Here is a 24,755-nt window from a genome sequence, read left to right as displayed (position 1 = left end):
TATCTGCCAGATCGATCATACGCCCACCGACATCAATTTCGTGGCGGTGATCGAGGGCGGAGGGACATTCGTCGGCCGAGCGTACCTGAGGATCGTCACCGATGTGGCGTCGCGCTGCATCCTTGGCGTCTGCCTTACCCTCGAGAGGCCATCGGCTCTGTCCATTGCGTTTTGCCTCGCGCAGGCATTGTGCCCGAAGGGGCCTGGCTCGCCGCGCGCAAAATCGATCATGGCTGGCCGATGTTCGGGTCGAATCCTTCGCGCTCGACGAAGTCGATGATGGCAGGCACCGCATGGCCCGCAACGACATGCGTCTCGAGCTTCACATGGGCGCTCCTGGCCTGGAACTGCGCCTGCGCGATGACCGGCTCCAACCGATGGTTCTCATCGAGCTTGTCCTCCCACCACCTCGTCTATCGTGGTGGGGAGGCGTGGCAGCTCCCCTCGACACAGACCATGTGCAGGTTGGCCTCAGGCGATGCGCCAAAGCGAGATGCCCGCGATCTGTGCCTGCGGAATCAACGTGCGGCTGGGCATCGAATTATTCGAGGGGCGGGGAGACGGATTTGCCGTAGCTGTCGAGCACTGCGGCCACGTCTCCAAGCATGCTGGACAACGCGTGAGTTCCTTTAGCTTTAGGACGGACGTCGGCCTTTTCAAAGATGGCGAGACAGATCTCGCTTGAGTCATGGCGCGACTGGTAGGCTAATCCATCCGGACGGTCTGGGTGATCCCATAGGGCGTCCGACCAGAGGCCGCAAGGCTCATAGGGTCCGGTCGAAATCGAGTTATCCGTCCCGACCGTCTGCAGTCCCGCTCCATACAGGCGTACAATGCGCAAGGAACGGTCAGAGACAAGCCCGGATACGGAGCGCCCAACGATATCGGTCATGGCCACCATGAGACGTTGCGGATTGCGCACGAGGGTTTCGGCCAGGGCGCCGCGAAGGGTGAGACCGGCATAAAGGACTCCGAACCGTCCGCTGGCACTGTCAAAGCGGTTCGTCGGCGGCACGTTGGGCCCCGGGCCGAAGAAGATCGGGTCGAGCGACGAACGGTGGACACGGTGCAACACCTGTATCTCGTCGATCGGCAGCGATATGTCAGCGAGCCATTCGGGAGGAGGTGGCGCAAGCCCGGATGGACCGCGGGGCGCGGCCCGTTTCCTCAACCTCATGCAAACCCGTCCTGCGCCTCACTGCGAAGGAGGCGCAGGACCGAGTCTCGATCGCCGGACTTCAGCGCTTCAAGGGCCGATCGCCCTCCAAGCGCCGAGTCGGGCGCGAGCAGGAAATCGAGCGCCACCCACGGCCCGGCCGAAGCGTAGGCTCGAATGACATCCGCGATACCGGCGACGACGTCCGTCTCACCGAATTGACAGGCGGGATAGCGCCAGTCGCTTCCCTCGCGAACAGCAAGCAACGCTCCGGCCCGCCGGCGCTTGTCGACAGCTTGACGCGAGATGCCGAGAAGTCGACCTGTATCCTCGGCCGACAAAGTGCCGCCAGCGCGCTCAATCAGCCGCTTGCGGTGTTCGAGGTTCCTTGCCAAGGCGGGAACGAGTGGGTCGAGCTCGATGACGGCCGGACCGACAACCTCGGACCGACTGAGGAGCCATGCGAGAGAACCCGCGTCGGTTGGGGCAGCCAAGGCGTCGGATAGGGTCTTCGGCGAAGCAGTGGCTGCCATGCGCTCGAGCGCCGACGTTGCGCGACGAAGAAAGGCTGCCTGCAGGGAATCAGAACGTGTGCTGCTCGGGTTTGGCGCGGTGCGGACCATAAAAACCTCGTTGGTTGTCTTGGGGAGTATATGGATGCTCTATTGCCAACGTCAACCTATCACTATGCAGGGGCCATCGAGCGCACGTTCAGATTCTGGAGCGCGGCGACGGCCGTGTAGCCAAGCCCGAGCCCGCCGACAACGACCGCCCGTCAGAAGCGCCGCGTGACACCGGCCGTCAAGCGCTAGATGCGGCGGCGATCGGCCGTCGAGACGGCGATCGGCCACATCAAGAACGAACACAGAATGGGCCGCAATTACCTCGCTCACACCCAAGGCGATGCGATCAACGCCATCCTGGCCGCAGCCGGCTACAACTTCTCCCTCTTGCTCAAGGCTGAAGGCGTTTTTGTGGCTCTTGATCGCCGCGTTCCTGAACCGGCCGAAGCAGCTTGCCGCTTAGCGGTCAAGATTGTTCACGGTCGACCTAGTCATTTTAACATAGCTCTGAGGAAGCTTGCCTAACCAATTGATACTGAACTGTTTTAATATCCCGGGTGAGGATAGCTCAAGCAGCGCCCGCCCACTGCGGTGTCTAGGCCGCAGCGCCGCGCGGCCGCGCCAGATCGTTCGTCCCCTCTGGATCCGGCGCCTGGCCATAACTCATCTTCTGCATCCGCTCGATCACCCGCGCCATCTCCTCGTCGGAAAGGACCGGCGGCTCGCCAAGGGTAAGCGCCTGGACGTACATGCGAGACAGGGTTTCGACCTCGATCGCCAGCCATAACGCTGCTTCCGGCGTCTTGCCGAGCGAAATCTGGCCGTGCTGGCCGAGCAGGCAGGCGAAGCGGTCCTTGAGCGCAACCAAGGCATTGTCGGACAGGGCCTGCGTGCCAAAGGTCGCGTAGCGCGCGCAGCGGATGGTCGTACCGCCCGCCACTCCTGTCATATAGTGGAAGCTCGGGATCGTCTTATGGTGGCAGGCCAGCGTCGTGGCGTAGAGCGAGTGGCAATGCAGTACGACGTTGATCTCCTGCCGCTCCCTCAAAATGTCACGGTGGAAGCGCCACTCCGAGGAGGGTCTTCGGCCGACATAGGTGCCATCAAAGCTCATCTCGACGATGTCCTCGGGCGTCATCGTTTCGTAGGGCAGCGATGAGGGCGTGATCAGGAAACCGTCGCTGGAGCGCACCGACAGGTTTCCGGCATTGCCCTGGTTGATGCCGCTGGAGTTCATCCGCCGGCAAATATCCACCATCTCGCGGCGCAGAGCATTGTCATCGGTCATCGGTCGGTCCTTTTGCTGGTCTTGTCTTCGCAAGAACGTGTCTGTTTGCCAGTTCGCGCCACCGCCGTGCATAGGCCCTCAGCGCCTCACGATCGCCAGCGAAGGGGGCCGGCAGGCTGAGCGCGATCGGAGCCGGGGTGTGACGAGTTTCATGTTCGCCAAGTAACGCCGCACCCGAAGCGGTACCATAGGAGTCGAGGTTGTAGACCGTTTCGGCGGTTGGCCGCAGCGCGGCAACCAGCGTGGCGTAGAGCGGGTCCCGCAGGAAGGTGCCATCCAATGCAACCAGCCCGTTTTCGTTCAGCGCATCGATACATTCCCACGTCAGCAGCGCAGCATAGAGCACCGCGAGCGCCTTGCGCTGCGCAGGGGTTTCTGCAGGCGGCCCTTCAAACCGGCCGAGCCCGGCGCTGCCGGGAAAGAGGCCGTCATCGTCGCCGAACGACGGCAGTGCGAAAGTGCCCCGCTCAATCAACAAGCTGACCAGCGCGCCGTCGGCCGCATTGCCTTCCTGCCCCTGCCCCGCCACATGGCTGAACTCTCGTCCGCCCATCGTCAGGACGCCGCCGACAGGGCGTCCTGCCACGTCGCTGTTCAACACCATTGCGCGATTTTCATCGAGTTGGTGGAGCGGTGTCGCCGCGCACATTCCAACGATCCAGGTTCCGGTAGAGATCACACAGGCATCGGGCATGCCTGCCGCCTGGTAGCGGTAGAGGTTGAGGCTGCTGTCGTGGCCGCCGGTCAGAACGGACAGTCTTTCCGGTATGCCGTGCCGGCGCGCCAGATCCTTGCGGATTGGCCCCAGCGTCTCCCAGGCTGAACGGACCGGTGGCATGAGGCGCTTCCATCCCTGCCCCGCCACAATGGGCGCCCACTTCTTGCGCACGTTGTTCCACAGATGTGACTGCGCCGACAGGACCGTCGTTTCGGCCGATGGCACGCCCGACAGCCGCCAGGCCCAATATTGGGGCAAGCCCAGATACCAACGGGCCTGAGCGACGCGTTCGGGATCAACCTGCTGCATCCAGTACAGCTGGCGCGCCTGGTGGGCGGCCTTCAGCATGATGGTGCTGCCACGATCGAAGAAATCGCCCGAAAGCGGCACGTAGCCATCGCGAATTGCAGGCGGCAGATCCTGTTCATAATCAATCATCGGCAAAGCGGAAGTATCGTCGGGATCCGCGTTGACCAGAACGCCCGCAGAGCCATGTCCGGTGCCAACCACTTTTTCCAGCGGATGGTGTCGGCACAACGTGGCGAGCGAACCGAACAGCCAGTCGCCAATGCCATCGAGATCGTGATGCTGCCAAGGTGGGCCGGAGCGCACTTCGTTGCGGACCGAGAGGCTTTCCACGAAAATGCCGTCGCACGTCATCGCGGAAAGCTTTATGTTGGTCTTGCCGACATCGAGGACGGCGATCCTCGCGCCGTTGACCTTCTGCCCGTCATCCATTGTGTCAGATCAGACCGTATTGGCGAGCCTTGTTGCGCAGGAACGGCAAGCCATTGCCCATCACTTCGGCCTCGTCCTTTGCGACTGGCCGCCAGACTGAGAGGCCGTAGGAGACTTCCGGCGGCATGTTGATGAAGCTTTCCATGGCAAGTCCGCCGGTGAAGCCGATCGCCGCCAGCGTCGCGTAGATCTCGTCCCAGGGGCAGTTGCCGGTGCCAGGTGTGCCGCGATCGCTCTCAGACAAGTGAATATACTTCAGATGGTCGCGGGCGGCCAGAATGCCATTGGCCGCCCCCTTCTCCTCGATGTTCATGTGATAGGTGTCGAGATGAACAAAGATGTTGTCGGCCCCGACCTTTTCGACCATCCACACGGCCTGCGCGCCGGTGTTGATCAAATGATTCTCGTAGCGGTTCACGGCCTCTATTCCAAGTTCTATGCCGCGCTTCTTGGCGTGCTTGGCGGCGACCGTCAGCACATGCGCGATGTTGTCGTATTCCTTCTCGGTCGGTGGCACGCCGGTGCGTTCGCCGATACCACCGAAAATCACGCCGGAAAGCGCCAGCGCGCCCATTTCCGCCGTCTTGTCGATGGCCACTTCGAGATGTTCGATGGCGGCATCCGGCCGCACCGAGGCCCAGGCGCGCTCCGGCAGGCCAAGCGAGCAAACGGCAGGAAGATTGTGCTTTTCGAGCAAGGCGCGGGTATGCGCGGCATCGACCGCCGGCGCATTCAGAAGCGCGATCTCGATAAAGTCCATCCCGTATTTGACGGAAGCCGCAATCGCCTTCTCGGCACCGGCCCGGTCCCAGTTCATCGTCCACATCGAGGTGTGGACTCCAAAACCATGCATCTAACTCACCTTCTGTTTGTGTTTAGGAATTTGAGGCGCCCGGCAAGCCAGCGCAGGATCATCACCGTGATCATCAGGATGCCCCAGACCGCCGTCGCAAGATGCTGGTTGGCTCCCATCAGATTGAGCCCCGAGGACAGAAGCTGGAGCACGACCAGCGCAACGAAGACGGGGATCACCCGACCGAAGCCGCCGAACGGATTGACCCCGCCGAGGAAGCAGGCAAGCACGGTGATCAGCAGGTAAGATTCGCCGTGGCCGACACGCACCGAATTGAAGCGCGCCAGCATGATGATGCCGGCGACTGCGCACATCGCGCCGGACAATGTGTAGACCAGAACCTGCACCTTGCGCGTATTGATACCGGAATAGCGCGTGGCCTCGATGTTGGAGCCGATCATATAGGTGTTGAAGCCTAGCTTCATGCGCGTCAGCAGGATGTGCCAGATCAGCACGCACGCGACAAAAATGAGCAACGGCACCGGGATGCCAAGAATCGAACCGTAACCGATCCGGGCGAGGAAGCCGGGAATGCCGGACACGTCGCCGCCGCGCGTCAGGAATTCACCGAGACCGCGCAGGAAGATCATCATCGACAGCGAGACCAGGATCGGGTGAGCCTTGGTGTAGGCGATAACGAGCCCCATGATCAGTCCACTCAGTGCTCCGACCGCGATGGCAAGGATCGAGCCAAGGACAAAGGCGCCGATGCCCGCGTCGACGCCTCCCTGACTTTGCAGTACCCAGGCCAGCGTCAGGCCGGCCATGTTGGCGGTGAAGGTGATGGCCAGGTTCAAGCCGCCAGTCAGGATCGGCAGCAGCATGGCGAGTGTGAGCAGACCGAGCTCCGGCAGCTGGAAGGCGACGGATCCAAAGGTAGCGCGGGAAAGAAAGTTTGGCGCGGCAATGCCGAACACGATCATGACCATCACGAACGCGGCAAGCGGACCTGCCAGCTCGGGGCCGAGCGCGTTGCGGGCGCGTTCAATCCAAACCGTCATGACGGCGCCCGCCGGCTTTTCAGGAACGGCAGCAGACGTTCGATGCTGGTGTTCGATAGGGTGATGGCGGCAAGAATGATGGCGCCGACGATCATCTTGAACGCGAAAGGCGACACACCCATCAAATTGAGTCCGTTCTGGGTGATCGAGACCAACAGAACGCCCAGAATGCAGCCGAATACGCTGCCTTTGCCGCCGCCAAGCCGCGCACCGCCAAGGACCACGGCTGCCAGGACGTCGAGTTCGCGCCCATAAAGGGCGTTCGGCACCACTTCCTGCGCGTAATGCGCTTGGACGAGACCGGCGATGCCCGCCATCAGGCCAAGCCAGCCGAAGGCGATAAATTGCATGGCGCCGATGTTGATGCCGAAGCGGCGCGCGCCCTCCGGATTGTCGCCAAATGCGTAGAGTTGGCGACCAGTGGTGGTGCGCGTGATCAACGCCCAGGTCGCGAACACGCATATGGCCATAATGAGCACAGGCAGGGTGATCTCCGCCCAGGTGCCGTCAGCCATCTCTCGCTCGAACAGCACGACGCGGGTCGTGAGCCAGTCCGGCAGATTGTAGATCGACACGCCGCCTGTGAAGAACATCAGCAAGCCGAAGAAAATGTTGAAGGTCGAAATCGTGGCGACGATCGAGATGATCCTGAACCTGTGGATCAGCAAGGCGTTGATGCAGCCCAACGCGACGCCCAATGCGCCAGCGATGATGAGGCCGACAGTCCAATTCCCGCCACCGATCCAGCCGAGAACGGTTGCCGTCAGATATTGCACAACGGAGGCGGCAACCGCGAAGGAGATGTCAATGCCGCCGGCAATCAGCACGACGAGCAGGCCGACGGCGAAGATGATGTTGACCGAGCTGGTGTTGAGAAGGTCGAACGCGTTGCCGAGGGTGAAGAACCGCTGTGACGCAAACGAGAGGAAGACGCAGATGACTGCGATAACGGCGAGCAAGGCCAGTTCCGTTGCGTGGGAGCGGACAAACCTACGCATAGACCGCCTCCTCGATCGCCTGGAGGGTCGCAGCGCCCGGCGCATATTGGCCGACAATGCGCCCCTGAGCCATGTGCAGCACACGGTCCGCGTTATAATAGACTTCAGGCACCTCGTCCGAGATCAGGATAATCGCCAGGCCGCTGTCGGCCAGCTTGGAAACAATATCGAAAATGCCGGCGCGTGCGCCGACGTCGACGCCGACCGTCGGTGCGTCGAGGATAAGCAGCCTCGGATCGGTCGCCAGCCATTTTGCAATGGCGACACGTTGCTGATTCCCCCCCGACAGGGTCGAGATCGCGTCGTCCTGCCTTCCAATCCTGATGCCGAGATCCCTTATCCAGCCATTGACCAGAGATCGCTTGCGATCGCTCGAAATGAAGCCGCCCGCAAGAATCTTGTCCAGCGAGGCGATGACCATGTTGTCGGCGATTGCCTGGGGCTGAATGAGACCGAGCGACAGCCGGTCTTCCGAAAGATAGGCGACGCCGGCGGCGACCGCGTCACGGTTGGAACCGAAGCGAACGAGATTGCCATTGAGGACGATAGAGCCCGATTTCGGCTTGCGCATGCCAAACAATGTCAGCGCCAACTCGGTGCGCCCTGCCCCGAGCAGTCCGGTGATGCCGAGCGTCTCACCGCGCCTGACCGTCAATGACACATCTTCGAATTCGCCGGGCCGCGACAGCCCCTCAACCTCAAGCACGACCGGGCTCTTGGCCAAGTCGCGGCGCAGGACGGAATGGTCGAAGGTCTTGCCGGTCATCAGCTCGGTGATGCGCGATTGGGTCAGGCCTTTGGTTGGATAGACGCCAACCAGGCCACCGTCGCGCAGCACGGTCACGCGGCTGGAGATTTCGAGCACCTCCGCCAGGCGATGACTGACGAACACAACGGCGACGCCCGACGCCGACAGATTGCGCACAATGTCGAGCAGATAGTCGGTTTCGGATTGGGTGAGCGACGCGGTCGGCTCGTCCATGAAGACGAGCTTCGCCTCGCCGACGAGGGCGCGCGCGATTGCTACGATCTGCCGCTGCGCGATGGGAAAATGGTGGAGTGCAAGATCGACATCGAGGGTAACACCAAGGCGTTGCAAGGCGCTGGTCGCGACACGGCGCATTTCGGCATAGTTCACCAGCCGCGGCCAGCGGCCGATGACAGTCTGGAATGCGATGTTCTCGGCAACGGTCATCTCGGGAAACAGGGCGAGGTCCTGCCAGATGACCTGAATCCCGCCGGCCTGCGCCGTTACCGGCGACATTTGGGAATAGCTTTGGCCATCATAGTCGATCATTGCGCCCGCCTCGGGCTTATATACGCCCGTAATGACCTTGATCAGCGTGCTCTTGCCAGAGCCGTTCTCGCCGGCGAGACAATGCACCTCGCCCGGCAGCACCTCAAAACTCACATTCTTCAGCGCCTTCACGCCGCCAAACGTCATGTTGATGTTGCGGAGCGACAGCAGCGGCCGTGACGCGGCGCCATCGAGTGCCTGATCAGCCATCGAGTTGAACCCTGGACCCAATCGCGTTTGCAGTGCTGCAGCCGGGCCGGCTCGAGGCCGGCCCGGCTGCCATGGCCTTGGGAGGTTTTACAGTCCCATCGCCGCGAGATCGTCGACAGTATCCTTGTTGATCGGGACCAGCTGATCAACGATGATGTTACGGTTTTCGAAGTCGGGCTTAACTGTTCCTAGCCCTTCGATCGTATCGCCATCCTTGATCTCGTTGCCCTTCATGAGATGGTCGGCCATCGTGACGAAAACCTCGCCCGCTTGCTTCGGATTCCACATGAAGCCGCCGGAGATCGCATCGCTCTTGATGAGCTTCTGGCCCTGGCCTGGCGAAAATGGACCGAGCACGAATATTTCGCCCACCTTGCGGCGCTCTTCGATTGCGCGGCCAGCGCCGATCGGTCCTTGGCTGCCGAAGGCGAGAAAGCCCTTCAAGCCGGGATTGGCGGAGATCAAGTCCAGCGCAGTGCTGCGGCTCTTGTCCGCATCCTCGGCGACGCCATACCGTTCACCGACAAGCTTCATGTCCGGATTATTCTTCTTCAGATACTCGATTGCCGCATCGGCCCAGGCATTGTGCAGCGGCACCGTCAGCGAGCCGACGAACACTGCATACTCACCCTTGCCGCCCATCTTCTCCGCAAGGAGCTTGGCGTGAGCCTCGCCGAAGCCGGTCGCGGATGCGAGTTCGAAGTCCCAGTCTGCGCCCTTCTGGCCGGGCGATTCATGCGTGATGACGATGATGCCGGCGTCCTTGGCCTTCTGCAGCACTGGTTCAAGCACTTTGGCGTCGTTCGGCACCACGCCGATGACCTTGACCCCCTGTGCGATCAGATCCTCGATGGCGCGAACTTGCAGTGCCGGATCGGCGCTGGTCGGGCCAACCATGAATGCGTCGACGCCGAGCTTCTGGCCGCGCTCCTTGATACCCGCCTCCATTGCGTTGAACCACGGAATGCCGCCGATCTTTACGACGACGCCGACCTTGCCGGCCTGCTGTGCCATCGCAGCGAATGATCCGCCAAGCATAAGGGTCGCAGCAAGCGCCGCGATCATGAGCTTTTTCATCTGTACTCCTCCCATAACGTTCCTAGTGGGAACACACTCGAGCCGTCGAACGACGGCGGCCGTTAGAAAACCTCCCCGACAAAGACGGGCACTTCCCCATCGATCGTCCACCGACGATTTGCGCTTGCACAATCGATGGTGCAGAAACTATTGTGCATCAAGAAGCTTTCGTCAAGCGGGATATTGCTCTAAATGGACGCGCCGGAGAGCCAGATGGATCAGCAGGTCAAGAAGAAGGCGACGATCTATGACCTGTCCGTGCTGTCGGGCAGTTCGCCGTCGACCGTAAGCGCCGTGCTGAACGGGACTTGGCGCAAGCGCCGCATCAAGGAAAGTACGGCGCAAACGATTATCGGCCTCGCCGAACTACACCAGTACACGACCAATCTGCAGGCGCGGGGCTTGCGACGCTCGCGATCAGGCCTGGTCGGCCTGATGCTGCCCGTCCACGACAATCGCTACTTCTCCTCCATGGCGCAGACGTTTGAGGGGCATGTGCGCAGCCGCGGTCAATGCCCGGTCGTGGTTAGTGCAAGCCGCGACCCGGAAGAGGAACGGCGGACCGCGGAGACGCTGATCTCCTATTCAATCGACCAGCTCTTCATCGTCGGCGCCACAGATCCGGACGGCGTGCACGAGGTTTGCGAGGCGGCGGGGCTGAGACATATCAACATCGACCTGCCGGGAGCGAAGGCGCATTCGGTGATCAGTGACAATTATGCGGGCGCGCGGATGCTGACGGAGGCAATCATCCGACAGTTCGGCAATGACGATCCTCTGCGGCCGGACGAACTGTTTCTGTTTGGCGGCCGCAACGACCACGCTAGCCGCGAGCGCATCTCCGCTTTCCATGCCACCAAGAAGGCACTGCTGGGCGCCGACCCTGACGATGGTGTGCAGTCCTCCGGGTATTCGCCTGATATTACTTTGCGTGCTTTCGAGGCGTTTTACCAACGCGAGGGCAAGCTGCCGCGCGCTCTGTTCATCAATTCGTCGATCAATATGGAAGGCCTGCTGCGTTTCATGGCGGGCCGGCCGGCGGAGATGTTTAGCGAACTTGTCGTCGGTTGCTACGACTATGATCCATTCGGCTCGTTCCTGCCCTTCCCGGTAATCATGGTGCGGCAGAATGTTGAGGCGATGATCACGAAGGCGTTCGAGCTGATCGATGAACCGCCGAGGGCACCGCAGATCTTCCTGATTGCGCCAGAGTTGATCCAGCCCAGGTCTGCTTTGAAAGGGCCGCTCGACACTTTGAAGGATGTAGCCTGAGTGTGAAACGGGGCTACAGGGTCGCCCCGCCAGCCCGGAAATTTCAATAGTGTATCGTGTCGATGGGCATTGAGACACTGATTGCCTTGGATCCGTTTGGCAGTGGCGAAGGGAGATCAGCGCCGTATTGTTTTGTTGGCGACCGTCCCAGCAGCAGCGAGATGTATAGACAACCGGCCACAACTGGTGTTCGTTTCCAAGCCGACCGCATGCAACTTTTGGGAATGCAGGAACCGTAACGGCATGGACGCCACTGGCTTGTTCGACCTGACGGGAAAGAAGGCGCTGGTGACGGGCGCCAGCCGCGGCATCGGCCAGGCTATGGCAGAGGCGCTCTCCGCCGCTGGTGCCGACGTCGCGGTGACCGCCCGCGACGAGACGTCGCTTCGTGAGACGGCGGACCGAATTGGCGCTGTCGGGCGAAGGTCGCTTTGCCGGTCTCTCGACGTGCTCGACACCGGTCGCATCCGCGTGGTGGTCGACGAGGTCGCGGAAGCCTTTGGCGGGCTCGACATTCTGGTCAACAACGCCGGCTACGAGGAAGTCCGGCCCGCGCTCGACGTGGACGAAGCGGTGTGGGACCGCATCATATCGACCAATCTGAAGGGCGCTTTCTTCTGCGCGCAGGCTGCGGCGCGACGGATGGCCGCCGGCAAGAGCGGCGGCGCGATCATCAATCTTTGCTCGCTGACCTCCTATGTCGGCATTCCGGCCGCGGTACCCTACGGCTCGTCCAAATCCGGGCTTCTGGGCATGACGCGCGCGCTCGCCGCGGAATGGGCATCGCTCGGCATCCGCGTCAACGCCATCGCTCCGGGGTATTTCCATACGGCAATGACGGATGTCTTCTATGAGGATCCCGACTGGCAGGCGGCGATGCTGGCCAAGATCCCGCAGCGGCGCTTCGGCACGATGCAGGATCTGGCTGGAGCCGTCGTGTTCCTGGCGAGCGGGGCATCCGCCTATGTCACCGGGCACTGCCTGCCTGTCGACGGCGGCTACCTCGCATCCATCTGAGCGATCTAGGTACGGTGCAACAAGAACCATGTAGACCCGACTTGTATATGGTTGTATATACCACCTCACACGCTGGGCGTTCTTGCATGCGACCGGCGACGAAAGGGGAACCACAATGCAGGAGCCTTTCCGGACCGTGGCTTCGCACGAAGCGGAAGGCGGCAGGGAAATCGCGGTCGCGGTACGCAACGTCGGGATGGATTTCGACGGGATTCATGCCGTCAAGAATGCGTCCTTCGATCTGCCGAAGGGCCGGTTCCTCACCATTCTGGGGCCTTCGGGGTCCGGCAAGACGACCCTCCTGCGAATGATCGCCGGGTTCCAGACGCCGAGCAGCGGCGAGATCTTCATCAATGGCGAAGCGGTGAGCGCGGTGCCGCCGCACAAGCGCTCGATCGGCATGGTCTTTCAGAGGCTTGCATTGTTTCCGCACATGACGGCGGCCGAGAATGTCGCCTTCCCGCTGAAGATGCGTCGGCGCGACGCGCGCACCATTCCCGACCGCGTCGAGCGCTATCTCGCGCTGGTCAGGCTCGGGGGCTATGGCGGCAGGCGCATTCACGAGCTTTCCGGCGGCCAGCAGCAGCGCGTCGCGATCGCGCGCGCATTGGTGTTCGAGCCCGACCTGCTGCTTCTCGACGAGCCGCTGGCTGCGCTCGACCGAAAGCTGCGCGAAGAAATGCAGCTCGAATTCCGCCGCATCCAGCGCGAGCTCGGCGTCACCACGATCAACGTCACTCACGACCAGCGCGAGGCGCTGGTGGTTTCCGACGACATCGTCGTCATGGATCAGGGCGAGATCCAGCAGAAGGCGCGGCCGATCCACGCCTACCGCCAGCCCCGCAACGCCTTCGTCGCCAACTTCATCGGCGTCACCAACTTCATTGCCGGCACGGTACGGTCCATCTCGGAAGAGGGCGACGTGTCCATCCTTCGGGGTGATCTGGTGCTTGCCGGAAAGATCGGCGATCCGGTCAATCCACCCGCTGAAGGCGGCAAGGCGTCGGGAGCGATCCGCGCCGAGCAGATTCGTCTCGCCGGCGATGCTGCTCAGCTGTCGAAGCTCGATTGCGTGCTGGCCGGGACTGTCACCGACACGATCTTCGAAGGCGAGCGCATGGTCTACGAGGTGGCCTGCGCCGCGATTGGCGACGAGGTCATTCGCGTTTTCGACCATGATCCCGCCACGCACACGCAGTTCGAGATAGGCGAAAGCGTGTTCCTGGGGTGGAATGCCAGGGATATGCTTGTTTTTCGATAGAACCGGAAACCGGTCAAACCCAGAGGAGAATGCAGATGAAGCGCTTCAGACCGACATTATCCCAGCTTTCCCGCAGAACCTTCCTTCAGGCCACCGCCGCGCTCGGCGGCGCCTCGGCGCTCGGCCTGCGCGGCGCCCATGCGCAGGAACCGGAAAAGCCGGCGGAGATCATCGTGCGCGCCTGGGGCGGCAGCTGGGTGGATAGTCTCAAGGCCGGCGTGTCCGACGGCTTCACCAAAATGACGGGGATTGCTGTCCGTCACGACCTGACCGAAGACAACGAGATCCAGCCCAAGGTCTGGGCTGCCGTGGCGCAGAACCGGGTCCCGCCGATCCACATCAACTGGGACACCACCACCAATGCGACGAAGTCGGCATTGCGCGGCGTGACGGAAGACCTATCCGACCTGCCGAACCTCGCCCATGTGACGGACCTTGCCAAGCCGGCCGGCCTGGAAGGCTTCCCGATCGTCAATACGTACGGCTATGTCTATGTGCTTGCCTATCGGCCCGCGGCGTTCCCGGACGGACCGCCGAAGTCCTGGAAGGATCTGCTCGACCCGAAGTTCAAGGGCCGGCTTGCCTTTTACAATGACGGCATCGGCTTCCATTTCCCCGCCCAGGTCGCCGGTGGCGGCAAGCTGGAAGACATACCCTCCAACATGCAGCCGGCCTGGGATTTCATCACCAAGATGAAGGCGCAGCAGCCGCTGCTCGGCGAGGATCCGGACTTCACCACGTGGTTCCAGAACGGCGAGATCGACGCCGCCTGCACCATTTCGACCAACGCGCGCGAGGCTCGCAAGAACGGTGTGGAAATCGAATGGGTCGTGCCGGAAGAGGGTGCGAAGTTCGATACGGACGGTCTGTGGATTCCCAAGGGCCTGCCGGAAAACGAACTCTACTGGGCCAAGCAGTACATCAACCATGCACTGACCAAGGAAGCCCAGCAGGTCTGGCTGGACGGCCTCGGTCTGCCAGGCGTGGTGCCGGGCCTCACACCGCCCAAGGATCTGGTGGACGATCCGTCCTATCCGACCACCGAAGAGGATTTCCAGCACCTCATCCGCATCTCGTCGAAGGTCCAGGTCGAGAATGAGAGCGAATGGTTTTCCAAGTTCAAGGCGATCATGCAGGGCTGACGCCGGTCGGCCGGTGCCGCGCTAGCGCAGCACCGGCTCCTTCACGACGTCGGATACGGATTTTTTCATGCAGGCAGCCAGGACAGCCTATCCCCTGAAATGGCGCATCATGGATGCCCTAGAAGGCGTTGCCGCCGCCATCTGGCCGGCGCGGTTCAGGCGCGCCACGCCCTATCTGATGCTGCTTCCGGCGGTGCTGCTTGTCGGACTGCTCGTGCTTGGTCTCATCCAGATCGCGGATGCGAGCCTGCGCACGCTCGACACCACCACCTTCCAGTTCTCCGACGACTATTCCATCGCCAATTTCCGGCGGGCGCTGACCGAGCCGCTGTTCCTCGTCGTCGCGCGGCGCAGCCTCATCGCCGCCCTGATCGTCACGGCGGTGACGCTCATCTTCGCCTTTCCCTACGCCTATCTGATGGTGCGCACGGCTTCGCCAGGACTGCGCAAGTTCCTGCTGATTGCGCTGTTCCTGCCCTTCTTCATCGGCCAGGTGGTGCGTGCCTATGGCTGGCTGATCATCCTCGGCAACCAGGGCATGGTCAACGAGGCGCTCGGCCTTGTCGGGGTCGCTCCGATGCGGCTTATCTACAACTATCCCGCCGTGCTGTTCGGCCTCGTCCAGTACATGCTGCCCTTCGCCGTGCTGATGCTTGCGCCGGCGCTCACCGCCATTCCCGAGGAGCTGGAGGCGGCCGCCGGATCGCTCGGCGCGAACTGGGTCCGCACGTTCATCCATGTCGTGTTGCCGCTCGCTCGTCCGGGCTTCATCGGCGCCGGCGTCGTGGTGCTGACGCTTTCGCTCACCGATTTCGCGGTCCCCGCGATTCTTGGCGGCGGCTCGCAGGACTTCGTCGCCATCGCCATCTACGACCAGTTCTTCCGAACGTCCGACCAGGGCCTCGGCGCGACGCTGGCGCTTATGCTGGTCGCGCTCGGGTCAATTCTTGTCGGCATCGTGTTTGCGCTGTTCGGAGCCGGAACGCTCGCCATGGGGAGGTCGCGGGCGTGAGCCATTCGCGCAGCAAATCCGTCGTCCTGTGGACGCTGGTGACGATCGCCCTGGTGACGCTGTCGGCGCCGACGATCGTGGTGCTCGGCGCATCGTTTACCGGCGGCAACATCATCACCTTTCCGCCGGACGGGCTGTCGCTGCGGTGGTACGCGCGCATCTCGCAGGCCTCCGACCTGCGCAACGCTTTCCTGCGCACGCTGCAGGTGGCGACGGTCTGTACGATCGTTGCCATTCCCGTGGGCACGCTGGCCGGCATCGCGCTGGCGAAATATGCGGTGCGTTTCGAGAAGGCGATCCAGATCTATCTGCTCTTGCCCTTCACCATCCCGCTGATCGGATCGGGCATCGGCCTCATGCTGGTCTTCGGCAAGGCCGGCTTTCTCGGCCAGCTCTGGCCGGTCGGCATCGCCTGCTGCGTCATCAACCTGCCCTTCATGATCTGGGCGGTCACGGCGAGTGCCACCGGGCTCGACCCGGACCTGGAACTGGCCGCCGCCAACTGCGGCGCGCCGCCGCTCCAGGTGTTCTTCTCCGTCACCTTGCCGGCGGTGATGCCGGGGGTGATCACCGGCTCGCTGCTGATGTTCATCCTTGCGCTCAACGAGTTCCTGGTCAGCCTGCTGCTTGTCGATGCGCGCATCGTGACGCTGCCGGTGCTGATCTACAATTCCATCCGCTCGATCATCACGCCGGACCTTGCCGCGATCTCGGTGGTCTTCATCGCCTGTTCGGCTGTCGCCATCTATCTGCTCGACAGGCTGGTCGGGCTCGACATCTTCCTGAAATCAAAATGAGGAATGCCGGCCTGCCGGGCCGGAAGGGGAAATCCTATGCCAAACGTATCGTTCCATGACTTGAGCCAGCTCGATGCTGCCGGTCGCGCGGCATTGATGCGGCGCTCCGAGACGGATCTCTCCGGCTTTATGGAGAAGGCCGCACCGATCATCGAGGCGGTCCGAACGGAAGGCGACGCCGCGCTCGTCCGCTTCGCCCGTGATCTGGACAAGGCAGATCTCGATGCCTCGCGGCTCAAAGTCAGCCCCCCCGAGTTCGACGCCGCCTTCGGCATGGTGGACGAGGACGTGGTCGCGGCCATTCGCTTCGGCATCGATAACATCCGGCACTTCCACGAAGAGCAGAAACCGGAAGCCATGTGGCTCAAGGAAATGCGGCCCGGCGCCTATGCCGGGGACCGCTTCACGCCGATCCGCTCGGTGGCGCTCTATGTCCCGCGCGGCAAGGGGGCGTTCCCTTCGGTCACGATGATGACCGCGGTGCCCGCCGTGGTGGCGGGCGTGCCGGAGCTCGCCATCATCACGCCGCCGGCGCCCGACGGTTCGGTGGACGCAGCGACACTGGTCGCGGCGCGCCTCGCCGGCGTCGAAACGGTCTACAAATGCGGCGGCGCGCAGGCGGTCGCCGCGGTCGCCTACGGCACGGAGACGGTCAAGCCCGCGCTCAAGATCGTCGGTCCAGGCAGCCCCTGGGTCGTTGCGGCCAAGCGGCTGCTTGCCGGAGTGATCGATCCAGGCCTCCCCGCCGGCCCGTCCGAAGCGATCATCCTCGCCGACGACAGCGTGCATGGCGGGCTGGCCGCGCTCGACCTCCTCATCGAGGCGGAGCACGGGCCGGACTCATCGGCCTATCTGGTGACCCACAGCCGCCGCGTGGCTGAGGAGGCGCTGGCGGCATTGCCCGAGCACTGGGCGCGTATGAGCGAGCAGCGGGTAGCGTTCTCTACCGCGGTGCTGACCGGCGCCTGTGGCGGCATCGTGCTGACGGGCTCGATCGAGGAGAGCTACCGCTTCATCAACGACTACGCACCGGAGCATCTGGAGATCCTCTCCACCGATCCCTTCGCGCACCTTGGCCAGATCACCGAAGCCGCCGAGATCCTGATGGGGCCGCACACGCCGGTCTCGATCGGCAATTTCGGGCTGGGTCCTAACGCCGTCCTGCCGACCAGCCGCTGGGCGCGTACCTGCGGGCCGCTCTCGGTCACGGATTTCGTCAAGCGCTCTTCCATCGGCTACGTGACGGCCGCGGCCTATCCGGAATTCGCGCGCCATGCGCGTACGCTTGCCCGTTACGAAGGCTTCTCCTCGCACGAACACGCTGTGTCCGACGTGCGCGACCAATATCTGGTGCGGTAGCCGACGATGAAGGCGGCCAGACTCCATGCGGCGGGCGATCTGCGGGTTGAGGATGTGCCATCTCCTGGCGAACCGGCGCCTGACTGGGTGCGGCTCAGGGTGACGGCGGCCGGCATCTGCGGCTCCGACCTCCACAACTTCCGCACCGGTCAGTGGATCAGCCGCGCGCCGAGTGTCGCCGGGCACGAGTTCGCCGGCGAAGTGACCGCCGTGGGGGGCGGGGTGTCCCAGTTGGCCATCGGAGACCGGGTCGTCGCCGATTCGCGTTTCTGGTGCAGCGAATGTCCTGCCTGCCGGGCCGGCCTGCACAATGTCTGTGCCAGGCTGGGCTTTGTGGGCGAGGTCTGCGACGGCGGCTTCGCGGAAGAGACGGAGCTGCCGGCGCGGCTGCTCCTGCGCCACGACCCAGCGCTCGATCCCGCAATCGCCGCCATGGCGGAGCCGCTGGCGGTCGCCCTGCACGCAGTGCGGCGACTTTCGGCGCCGGCCGGGGCGCCGGTGCTTGTCGCCGGCTGCGGCCCGATCGGCGGGCTGGCTGCGCTCATCCTGTCGCGGTCCGGCGAGAGACCGGTCCTCGTCGCCGACCGCAATGCGGCGCGTGCGGGTCTTGTGGCCGAGGTTACAGGCGCGACCATTGTCGACCTGGGCGCCCTGCCCGGCGATCCCATCCTGCGCCATGCCATCGACGCGACGGGAAACGTGGCGGTGATGGCGCGGCTGCTCGATCTTCTGGCCGGCGGCGGCACGCTGGCGCTGGTCGGCATTTCGCATGGCCGCCTCGACCTCGACCCCAACCTGCTGGTCGAGCGCGAGATCGCGCTGGTCGGCTGCCACGCCTTTGCCGACGAGCTTGCGCCGGCCGTCGCGATGCTTGGTGATCTCGCGCCCGCGCTGTCGCGCTTCGTGGCCGAAGAGATCGCGATCGACGAGATTCCCGCCGCCTACCAGCGCCTGATCGTGGGCGCGGGCAGCGGCCTGAAGACCATCGTTCGAATGGAGACAGGACGATGATCAAGCTTCCCGAAACCGCCGGGCCGCTCTACGAAAAGGTCAAGGACTACGTGCTCGGCAACATCGGCAGCGGCAAATGGCCGAAGGACCGGAGGCTGCCTTCCGAAAACGAGCTGGTCGCCTCGCTCGGCGTCTCGCGGATGACCGTGCACCGGGCGCTGAGGGAGCTGACTTCGGAAGGCCACCTCCTGCGCATCCAGGGCGTAGGCACCTTCGTGGCGCCGCCGAAACCGCAATCCGCCCTCATCGAAATCAGGAACATTGCCGGCGAGATCGCCGCGCGCGGCGGACGCCACCGGGCCGAGGTCGTCGTCGTCGAGAAGATCCGCAACCCGGCGCTGGAGCTCGTCGTCGCCTTCGAGTTCATGCGCCGCAGACCGGTCGCCCATTCGATCATCGTGCATTTCGAGGACGAGGTGCCCGTGCAGCTCGAGGAGCGCTTCGTCAATCCGGCTCTCGCACCGGACTATCACCGGCAGGATTTCGTTGCGACCACCACCTACGACTATCTGCAGCGGGCGACACCGCTGACGGAAGTGGAGCACGTGATTTCGGCCGTCGCCGCCGACGAGGTGGCCGCCCGCCGGTTGATGATCCGGCCGGGTGACCCCTGCCTGCTCCTGCATCGGCGGACCTGGTCGGGCGCGGTGGTCGCCACCGTCAACAAGCTCACCTATGTCGGCAGCCGCTATTCGCTGGGCAGCCGCTACGCGCCCTCGCCCGCCGCATGAGCAAGGACACGCAGCGGAGCCGGGCGGGTGGAGCCGGCAGCCGTGCGGTGCCGCCAACTGGTCAAGCGCTGACTGGCCCGTCGCAACGAGATGGCATCCTCGGGCCCCAGATTATGATATTTGTCGCATATTCCGAAGTATGCTATTTACATCATAAATCAGATTATGCTATATACATCATGAATGCTTATCCGCCGGAATCTGAAAATGCGTGTTTTCAACCTTACCGAGCTAGGCGCTGCAATACGAAGCGCGAGAGGCACGAAAGGCCTTAGCCAGTCAGATCTCGCACAAGCCATTGGCGCGACGCAAGAGTGGATCTCCCGCCTGGAGAACGGCCGCCTGCCAAATCCAGGGTTCGCCAACGTCATGCAAGCCTGCTCTGTCGTCGGTCTCGGAATCTCAGTGGGAGCCGATGATTTTCAGCCCGAAATTGATGTGGCTGACGAGCAGCCCAGCGACCTTGCACTCAGCACTCCATCCTTTTTGAAACGGCCGTAAAAGGCTCCAATGAAATCTCTTCACGTCCTCATGGGCGGCATCCCGATGGGGCGGATGACCCGAACCCGAACTGGAAGGCTGACGCTCGAATATCTCGGGAGTTGGACACACTCGCCACAGGCTGTTGCTCTTTCGTTTTCCCTTCCCCTCACAGCGCGGGAGCATGCTGGCAAGACGTTCGAGAACTTTCTTTGGAACCTGTTGCCGGACAATACAGAAACTCTGAAGGCCTGGGGGCACGAATACGGGGTCTCCCACCGCGATGCTTTTGCGCTCCTGGAGAAGGTCGGAGAAGACTGCGCAGGCGCAGTTCAGTTCGTTACTGACGAATGGCTATCAAACAACGTTAGCGGTGGTGAGATCACCTGGATCGACGAGCAAGAAGTTGAAGCGCGCCTCAAGCGCCTCAACGAGGATCGCACTTGGACTGGGCGTCGTCCGAGCGATCGTGGGCATTTCAGCTTGCCTGGCGCTCAGCCAAAAATGGCACTGCTTCTCGAAGGGAGCCGCTGGGGCGTACCGAGCGGGAGGGTCGCCACCACCCACATCTTGAAACCGCCGCTCGCCCATCTCAACGGCTCCACGGAAAATGAACATGCCTGTCTGCAACTTGCCTCACGACTTGGTCTGACGGCTGCGGAATCGGCCGTCGGCCACTTTGGGGACCAAGTGGCCATAGTACTGGCGCGCTATGACCGCGAGCGGGACGAGGTCGGTACCGTCAGGCGCTACCATCAAGAAGACCTTTGCCAAGCGCTCGGCATCCATCCGGAAAGGAAATACCAGAAGGATGGCGGCCCGTCGCCAGAGGCGATCGCCAGGGTCTTGGCGCAAACAACTGATCCTGCCGATGCCTTGGACAGGTTCCTTCGGGCGTTGGTTTTCAATTTCCTGATCGGCGGTACCGATGCCCACGCGAAGAACTTTTCCTTGATCCATCTACCAGGCAGGAGATCTTTCATGGCACCGCTCTATGACCTCATCAGCTATGATCCATATGTGGGCGACGAGGCCGAGTTCAGGTCACTCAAAATGGCGATGAAGATCAAGCATTACGAATTTGAGAACCTGATGCCGCGCCACTGGGAAGCTCTATCTGGCTTGCTTCGCAAGAATCCTGATCAAATCATCGCCGTCCTCAAAGAGTTCGCACGCGCTATCCCCGATGAAATGGCCTCTGTACGTGATCGATGCCTTGTCGAGGGCCTAGATCATCCGATTTTGAACGAGATGGTGGATCGACTCGCCCAACGCTGCGAGCGAATTATCCGGGTCTACGAGCTCGGGACTCGCCTGACACCGCGCTAGATGTTGATCCCAGAATCTGCAGCCGCACCAAGGGGATAACACAGCCAACCTACAGTACAGGCGGAAACAAACAGGGAGCAATCAATCAGAACCCTGGCCGTTGAAATGAGCGCCTGTTCCCCGGGAAAGTGGCTGCCACATCTAGTGATCCCTGACCAGCGTCATGAAAGCCTCAATCGGACGCAGCGTTTGGCGAACCTTCAGGCACGCCGCGAAGAATTGCGTGAACGGCTTGCGATCCGAGATCGAAAGCGCCGTCAAAAGGTCACCGGAAGAAGTGCGTTTCCTCGTGCTGTTGGCGAGCATTATTGTAGCAGCCACCTGCTACCAACGGCACGAACTTTGGCGCTATCCAATATGAATGGCGGATTTGACTGAGGCGGTGTAGGCTTCGTCTAACAAGAAGAAGAATGAGCCATATCAACGGCAACGCTGAGCGAATCTGGGAGGATTCATGGTTGAGATCATCTCCAAGCGGGATGGCCCGCGGCGCGAGGACCTACAAGTCAAAAGACTGATCGAGCAGAACCGCTCGACCATCGTTCGCCTTGCCGACCAGATCAGTGGCGGCGGCTATTCGGCTTCCAGGAAGCCACGCCAGCAACCGAAGGCGGAAGGCCTGATCATCCATGTTGGCGGCAGCACGGCACCTGCGGCCGACGCCAAGCCATCCATCCAAGTCACCATGAACGGCCGGGTGATCTCAAAGGACCAGAACACAGGCCGCCAGCTTCACCATATCGGCGACATCCGCAATCGAGGCGAGGACCAGATCTTCGTCCTGGCGACGAAGCAGAACGGCTTCTTCTCGCCGGTCGACGAAAGCATAGCCGAGGCGCTCGCCGATCTGGACGGGTCCCGCCTCGCCGCCGCCTATACCGAAGAACAGCTTGCCTCCGACATCGGCGCGAAACTCGGCATCAACTGACGAGCAGACGCTCGCACGTGTGCACGTCCAAATCCGCGATAGCATTCGAATATAACCGCATACAGCAGTGGCATACCTCAAAGGTTCTGTGATGACTGGATGAAACGCGAGATAGGCCTCAATCAGATGAAGATCGATGCTCTTCCGGTGCGTGCGTCGCCAGCTACTGGGCAAATGGTTCTGGGCAACATCGACTATGATGAGCGCGCCACCATGCGCGCTTGGGAGAACTTTCTGGCCGACGAGCGCAAATGTGCCCGCGATCCGATCCAGCCAAGCCCCGTCCGCTCTCTCATTCACGATTCCTGGTATCGCAGCGTCACGGGCGGCATCAACGCTGAAGGTATTGAAGCGCCGCTAAGCAATGATCGCGATGAGATCGAATATCTGACGCGGGCCAATGCCGAATTGCTCTCGGCGGCGCAGCGATCGTTCGCCTCGCTTGGCCAGTTACTGGACGGGACAGGCGCGATGCTGGTTCTGGCCGACAGCGACGGCGTACTGATCGACGCCATCGGCGACAAGAAGACGTTGCATGACGGCATGGATATCCACCTGGCCATCGGCGGCAAATGGAACGAGGATGCCGTCGGAACCAACGGCATCGGTACGGCGCTGTGGACCGGCCAGCCGACTTTTGTCCATGCGGCCGAGCATTTCTGCGCCGGCATCAAATCCTGGACTTGCGCCGGCGCGCCGATCCGCGATCCTCTGGACGGCAGGATCATCGGTGTCGTCGACCTGTCTGGCTATTCGCCGATCTTCCGGCCGCACAATACCGCGCTCGTCGCCGCCACAGCCCGGCAGATCGAAAAGGCATTGGCCGAACAGCAGCAGGAACAGCGCACGCGCCTGCTCGAGGCCTTCATTTCGTCTGCCCCCAGCTACCGTCGAAAGGACGGGCTGGTGATCGTCGACCATCGCGGCCGCGCCATCTTCTGCAACAATGTCCCCGATGGCGAAACGACTGAGATGATGGACGGGCCGATGGAGCCAGGCCGTGGCCGCTGGCTGATGAATCTTCCTTCGTCGGGGGACGAAGGAGATCTCGCCAAGGCGCTACCGGCCCATCTGCGATCCTGCCAGATCACACCGCTCAAGCTTGACGGCGACCTCCGCGGCGCAGCGCTGGTGTTCCCGTCGGCGCCAGCAGTCTCCAGCATGACGGTAGTCCATGGGGAAGTAGACAAGCATCTTCGGGATGCTGTCGCCATGATTGTTGGCGAAAGCGAAGCGCTGCTGGCCGCCATCGACGTCGCCTGCCGTGTCGCCCGGTCGAACAGCGTCGCATCGCTATTGGTCGAAGGCGAGACGGGTGTCGGGAAAGAGCTGTTTGCGCGGCTTGTTCATGCCGGCAGCCGACGCACGGCGAATGATCCGTTCATAGCGATGAATTGCGGAGCGATCACCAGGGACCTGTTTGGCAGCGAATTGTTCGGCCATGTCGCCGGCGCATTTACGGGCGCCTCGCGTGAAGGCAAGCCGGGTGTTTTCGAGCTCGCCAGCGGCGGCGTGCTCAGTCTCGACGAGATCGGCGAATTGCCGCTCGAGATCCAGCCGTTTCTGCTGCGTGTCCTGGAAGAGCGCGTGGTCCACCGGATCGGCGACAGCCGCGGCCGACCTGTGGACGTGCGACTGGTCGCCTCGACCAATCGCGATCTCAAGCAGGAGGTTGCTGCCGGTCGCTTCCGCCGCGATCTCTACTATCGAATTGGCGCAGTCTCGATTACGGTCCCACCGCTGCGCGAGCGCGGCGAGGACGTGCTTTTGCTGACCGAACATTTCAACCGGCAGATCGCGGCTGCGGCTGACGGGGAGCCACTGGAATTCTCGCACGAAGCGCTGGATGCCCTGCGTGTTTATCGGTGGCCGGGTAATGTGCGCGAACTGAAGAATCTCATCGGCCGGCTGTATGTTCTGGCGCGCGGCCGCGATATCGGACTTCACGACCTGCCCGAAGAGATCACGGCGCCCAGCACTGAATCGAGCGCCACGCCCGACAACGATACAACTCTCGCATCAGAGGCGCCTGAAGGCACACTTGCCGAAGCGGAACGCCAGGCGATGAAAAACGCATTGGCAGCCGAAGGCGGCAATCTTAGCCGGGTCGCACGGCGGCTCGGTATCTCCCGGCCGACGCTCTATCGCAAACTCGACCAGTACGGCATCCGCCGTCGTTTTTCCTGACAATCGGGATAGGGGGGAACCTTGCGGTTCCTCCCCTCCCACACCACCCTGCGTACGGGCCCGTACAAGGCGGTTCGGTTGGTTATGCGGCATTGGCAGGGGCGAGGAAAGCGAGGCCGATGCTTGCGAGGAAAGCGTTCGGCAGGGCAATGGCGAGCGCTGGGCTGTTGCTGATGCGCCAGGGACCATGCGCGCTGCCGGCGGTTTGTGCCGCCAGCTCGTGCCCGACGCCCCGGCGACGCAGCTCCGCAAAGCGGGTGCGCCCGCGCTTCCATTGCTTCCATGCAATGGATCGAAGCCTTCGCCTGATCCACTGGTCGAGGCTGCGCA

At 62.4% G+C, this 24,755-nt stretch carries 24 protein-coding genes and 1 pseudogene; 14 read left to right on the top strand and 11 right to left on the bottom strand.

Annotated elements, in window-relative coordinates:
- Positions 1–227: 227 nt before the first annotated feature.
- The 3 genes from IQ26_RS39245 to IQ26_RS27240 all read right to left on the bottom strand — a co-directional run bounded on the left by IQ26_RS39245 (position 228) and on the right by IQ26_RS27240 (position 1,779).
- Entirely contained in the window at positions 228–374 is a 147-nt protein-coding gene (locus IQ26_RS39245; RefSeq protein WP_156090957.1) for an adenine nucleotide alpha hydrolase family protein, read from the bottom strand.
- A gap of 167 nt (positions 375–541) precedes the next feature.
- Positions 542–1,177, bottom strand: a complete 636-nt coding sequence (locus tag IQ26_RS27245) for an RES family NAD+ phosphorylase (RefSeq protein WP_145721474.1) — start codon at positions 1,175–1,177, stop codon at positions 542–544.
- Positions 1,174–1,779, bottom strand: coding sequence for a MerR family transcriptional regulator (locus IQ26_RS27240; protein WP_145721473.1), 606 nt, complete (start codon positions 1,777–1,779; stop codon positions 1,174–1,176). Before IQ26_RS27240 ends, IQ26_RS27245 begins: the two co-directional genes overlap by 4 nt.
- Before the next feature lie 144 nt (positions 1,780–1,923).
- On the opposite strand from IQ26_RS27240, the pseudogene IQ26_RS27235 reads away from it, so the two are divergent.
- Positions 1,924–2,182 (top strand): annotated as a pseudogene (locus tag IQ26_RS27235) (IS5/IS1182 family transposase); the annotation flags it as partial.
- A gap of 132 nt (positions 2,183–2,314) precedes the next feature.
- Here IQ26_RS27235 and IQ26_RS27230 read toward each other — a convergent pair.
- From IQ26_RS27230 to IQ26_RS27200, 7 genes are all read right to left on the bottom strand, one after another.
- A complete protein-coding gene (locus tag IQ26_RS27230; RefSeq protein ID WP_145721472.1) occupies positions 2,315–3,007 on the bottom strand; it encodes a class II aldolase/adducin family protein in 693 nt (230 codons plus the stop codon).
- Complete coding sequence (locus tag IQ26_RS27225) at positions 2,997–4,463, bottom strand: FGGY family carbohydrate kinase (RefSeq protein ID WP_145721471.1); 1,467 nt, start codon at positions 4,461–4,463, stop codon at positions 2,997–2,999. The genes IQ26_RS27230 and IQ26_RS27225 overlap by 11 nt, the downstream gene beginning before the upstream one ends.
- 4 nt (positions 4,464–4,467) lie before the next feature.
- Complete coding sequence (locus IQ26_RS27220; RefSeq protein WP_145721470.1) at positions 4,468–5,316, bottom strand: sugar phosphate isomerase/epimerase family protein; 849 nt, start codon at positions 5,314–5,316, stop codon at positions 4,468–4,470.
- 5 nt (positions 5,317–5,321) lie between these two features.
- A complete protein-coding gene (locus tag IQ26_RS27215) occupies positions 5,322–6,317 on the bottom strand; it encodes an ABC transporter permease (protein WP_145721469.1) in 996 nt (331 codons plus the stop codon).
- Positions 6,314–7,315 carry an ABC transporter permease gene (locus tag IQ26_RS27210; RefSeq protein ID WP_145721468.1) on the bottom strand — a complete coding sequence of 334 codons (1,002 nt, stop codon included), beginning with the start codon at positions 7,313–7,315 and terminating at the stop codon, positions 6,314–6,316. Before IQ26_RS27210 ends, IQ26_RS27215 begins: the two co-directional genes overlap by 4 nt.
- Positions 7,308–8,822 (bottom strand): sugar ABC transporter ATP-binding protein, encoded by a 1,515-nt coding sequence (locus tag IQ26_RS27205; protein WP_145721467.1) that lies wholly within the window; start codon positions 8,820–8,822, stop codon positions 7,308–7,310. Before IQ26_RS27205 ends, IQ26_RS27210 begins: the two co-directional genes overlap by 8 nt.
- 87 nt (positions 8,823–8,909) lie before the next feature.
- The gene (locus IQ26_RS27200) at positions 8,910–9,899 is read right to left on the bottom strand and encodes an autoinducer 2 ABC transporter substrate-binding protein (RefSeq protein WP_145721466.1); all 990 of its coding nucleotides are present in this window, start codon (positions 9,897–9,899) and stop codon (positions 8,910–8,912) included.
- Positions 9,900–10,112: 213 nt separating this feature from the next.
- Between IQ26_RS27200 and IQ26_RS27195 the strand changes: the two genes are divergently transcribed.
- The 13 genes from IQ26_RS27195 to IQ26_RS27135 all read left to right on the top strand — a co-directional run bounded on the left by IQ26_RS27195 (position 10,113) and on the right by IQ26_RS27135 (position 24,425).
- On the top strand, positions 10,113–11,171 hold the full coding sequence (locus tag IQ26_RS27195) for a LacI family DNA-binding transcriptional regulator (protein ID WP_145721465.1): 1,059 nt from the start codon (positions 10,113–10,115) through the stop codon (positions 11,169–11,171).
- Positions 11,172–11,414: 243 nt separating this feature from the next.
- Positions 11,415–12,188, top strand: coding sequence for an SDR family NAD(P)-dependent oxidoreductase (locus IQ26_RS27190; protein ID WP_145721464.1), 774 nt, complete (start codon positions 11,415–11,417; stop codon positions 12,186–12,188).
- 115 nt (positions 12,189–12,303) lie between these two features.
- Positions 12,304–13,449: an ABC transporter ATP-binding protein gene (locus IQ26_RS27185; protein ID WP_240547253.1), complete on the top strand. Its 1,146-nt coding sequence runs from the start codon at positions 12,304–12,306 to the stop codon at positions 13,447–13,449.
- Between the two features lie 35 nt (positions 13,450–13,484).
- On the top strand, positions 13,485–14,591 hold the full coding sequence (locus IQ26_RS27180; RefSeq protein ID WP_145721463.1) for an ABC transporter substrate-binding protein: 1,107 nt from the start codon (positions 13,485–13,487) through the stop codon (positions 14,589–14,591).
- Positions 14,592–14,658: 67 nt separating this feature from the next.
- Positions 14,659–15,603 carry an ABC transporter permease gene (locus IQ26_RS27175; protein ID WP_145721462.1) on the top strand — a complete coding sequence of 315 codons (945 nt, stop codon included), beginning with the start codon at positions 14,659–14,661 and terminating at the stop codon, positions 15,601–15,603.
- Positions 15,600–16,400: an ABC transporter permease gene (locus IQ26_RS27170; protein ID WP_145721461.1), complete on the top strand. Its 801-nt coding sequence runs from the start codon at positions 15,600–15,602 to the stop codon at positions 16,398–16,400. The genes IQ26_RS27175 and IQ26_RS27170 overlap by 4 nt, the downstream gene beginning before the upstream one ends.
- A gap of 36 nt (positions 16,401–16,436) precedes the next feature.
- A complete protein-coding gene (hisD, locus tag IQ26_RS27165) occupies positions 16,437–17,759 on the top strand; it encodes a histidinol dehydrogenase (protein WP_145721460.1) in 1,323 nt (440 codons plus the stop codon).
- A gap of 6 nt (positions 17,760–17,765) precedes the next feature.
- Positions 17,766–18,770: a zinc-dependent alcohol dehydrogenase gene (locus IQ26_RS27160; protein ID WP_145721459.1), complete on the top strand. Its 1,005-nt coding sequence runs from the start codon at positions 17,766–17,768 to the stop codon at positions 18,768–18,770.
- Positions 18,767–19,501: a histidine utilization repressor gene (hutC, locus tag IQ26_RS27155; protein WP_145721458.1), complete on the top strand. Its 735-nt coding sequence runs from the start codon at positions 18,767–18,769 to the stop codon at positions 19,499–19,501. The genes IQ26_RS27160 and hutC overlap by 4 nt, the downstream gene beginning before the upstream one ends.
- Positions 19,502–19,708: 207 nt before the next feature.
- A complete protein-coding gene (locus IQ26_RS27150; protein ID WP_162458084.1) occupies positions 19,709–20,002 on the top strand; it encodes a helix-turn-helix domain-containing protein in 294 nt (97 codons plus the stop codon).
- A 9-nt stretch (positions 20,003–20,011) separates the two neighbouring features.
- The gene (locus IQ26_RS27145; protein ID WP_145721456.1) at positions 20,012–21,310 is read left to right on the top strand and encodes a type II toxin-antitoxin system HipA family toxin; all 1,299 of its coding nucleotides are present in this window, start codon (positions 20,012–20,014) and stop codon (positions 21,308–21,310) included.
- Positions 21,311–21,764: 454 nt separating this feature from the next.
- Positions 21,765–22,238 (top strand): hypothetical protein, encoded by a 474-nt coding sequence (locus tag IQ26_RS27140; protein ID WP_145721455.1) that lies wholly within the window; start codon positions 21,765–21,767, stop codon positions 22,236–22,238.
- A 99-nt stretch (positions 22,239–22,337) separates the two neighbouring features.
- Positions 22,338–24,425 (top strand): sigma-54-dependent Fis family transcriptional regulator, encoded by a 2,088-nt coding sequence (locus IQ26_RS27135; RefSeq protein WP_145721454.1) that lies wholly within the window; start codon positions 22,338–22,340, stop codon positions 24,423–24,425.
- Positions 24,426–24,507: 82 nt separating this feature from the next.
- Here the strand turns inward: IQ26_RS27135 and IQ26_RS39995 are convergent.
- Positions 24,508–24,755: group II intron maturase-specific domain-containing protein (locus IQ26_RS39995; protein WP_276316444.1), on the bottom strand; the 248-nt coding region annotated here is incomplete at its 5' end.

The sequence above is a fragment of the Mesorhizobium tianshanense genome (genome assembly GCF_007830515.1).
GTDB lineage: Bacteria > Pseudomonadota > Alphaproteobacteria > Rhizobiales > Rhizobiaceae > Mesorhizobium > Mesorhizobium tianshanense.
The sequence above is the reverse complement of the archived record's forward strand: the minus strand, read 5'-3'. Positions and strand labels throughout refer to the sequence as shown.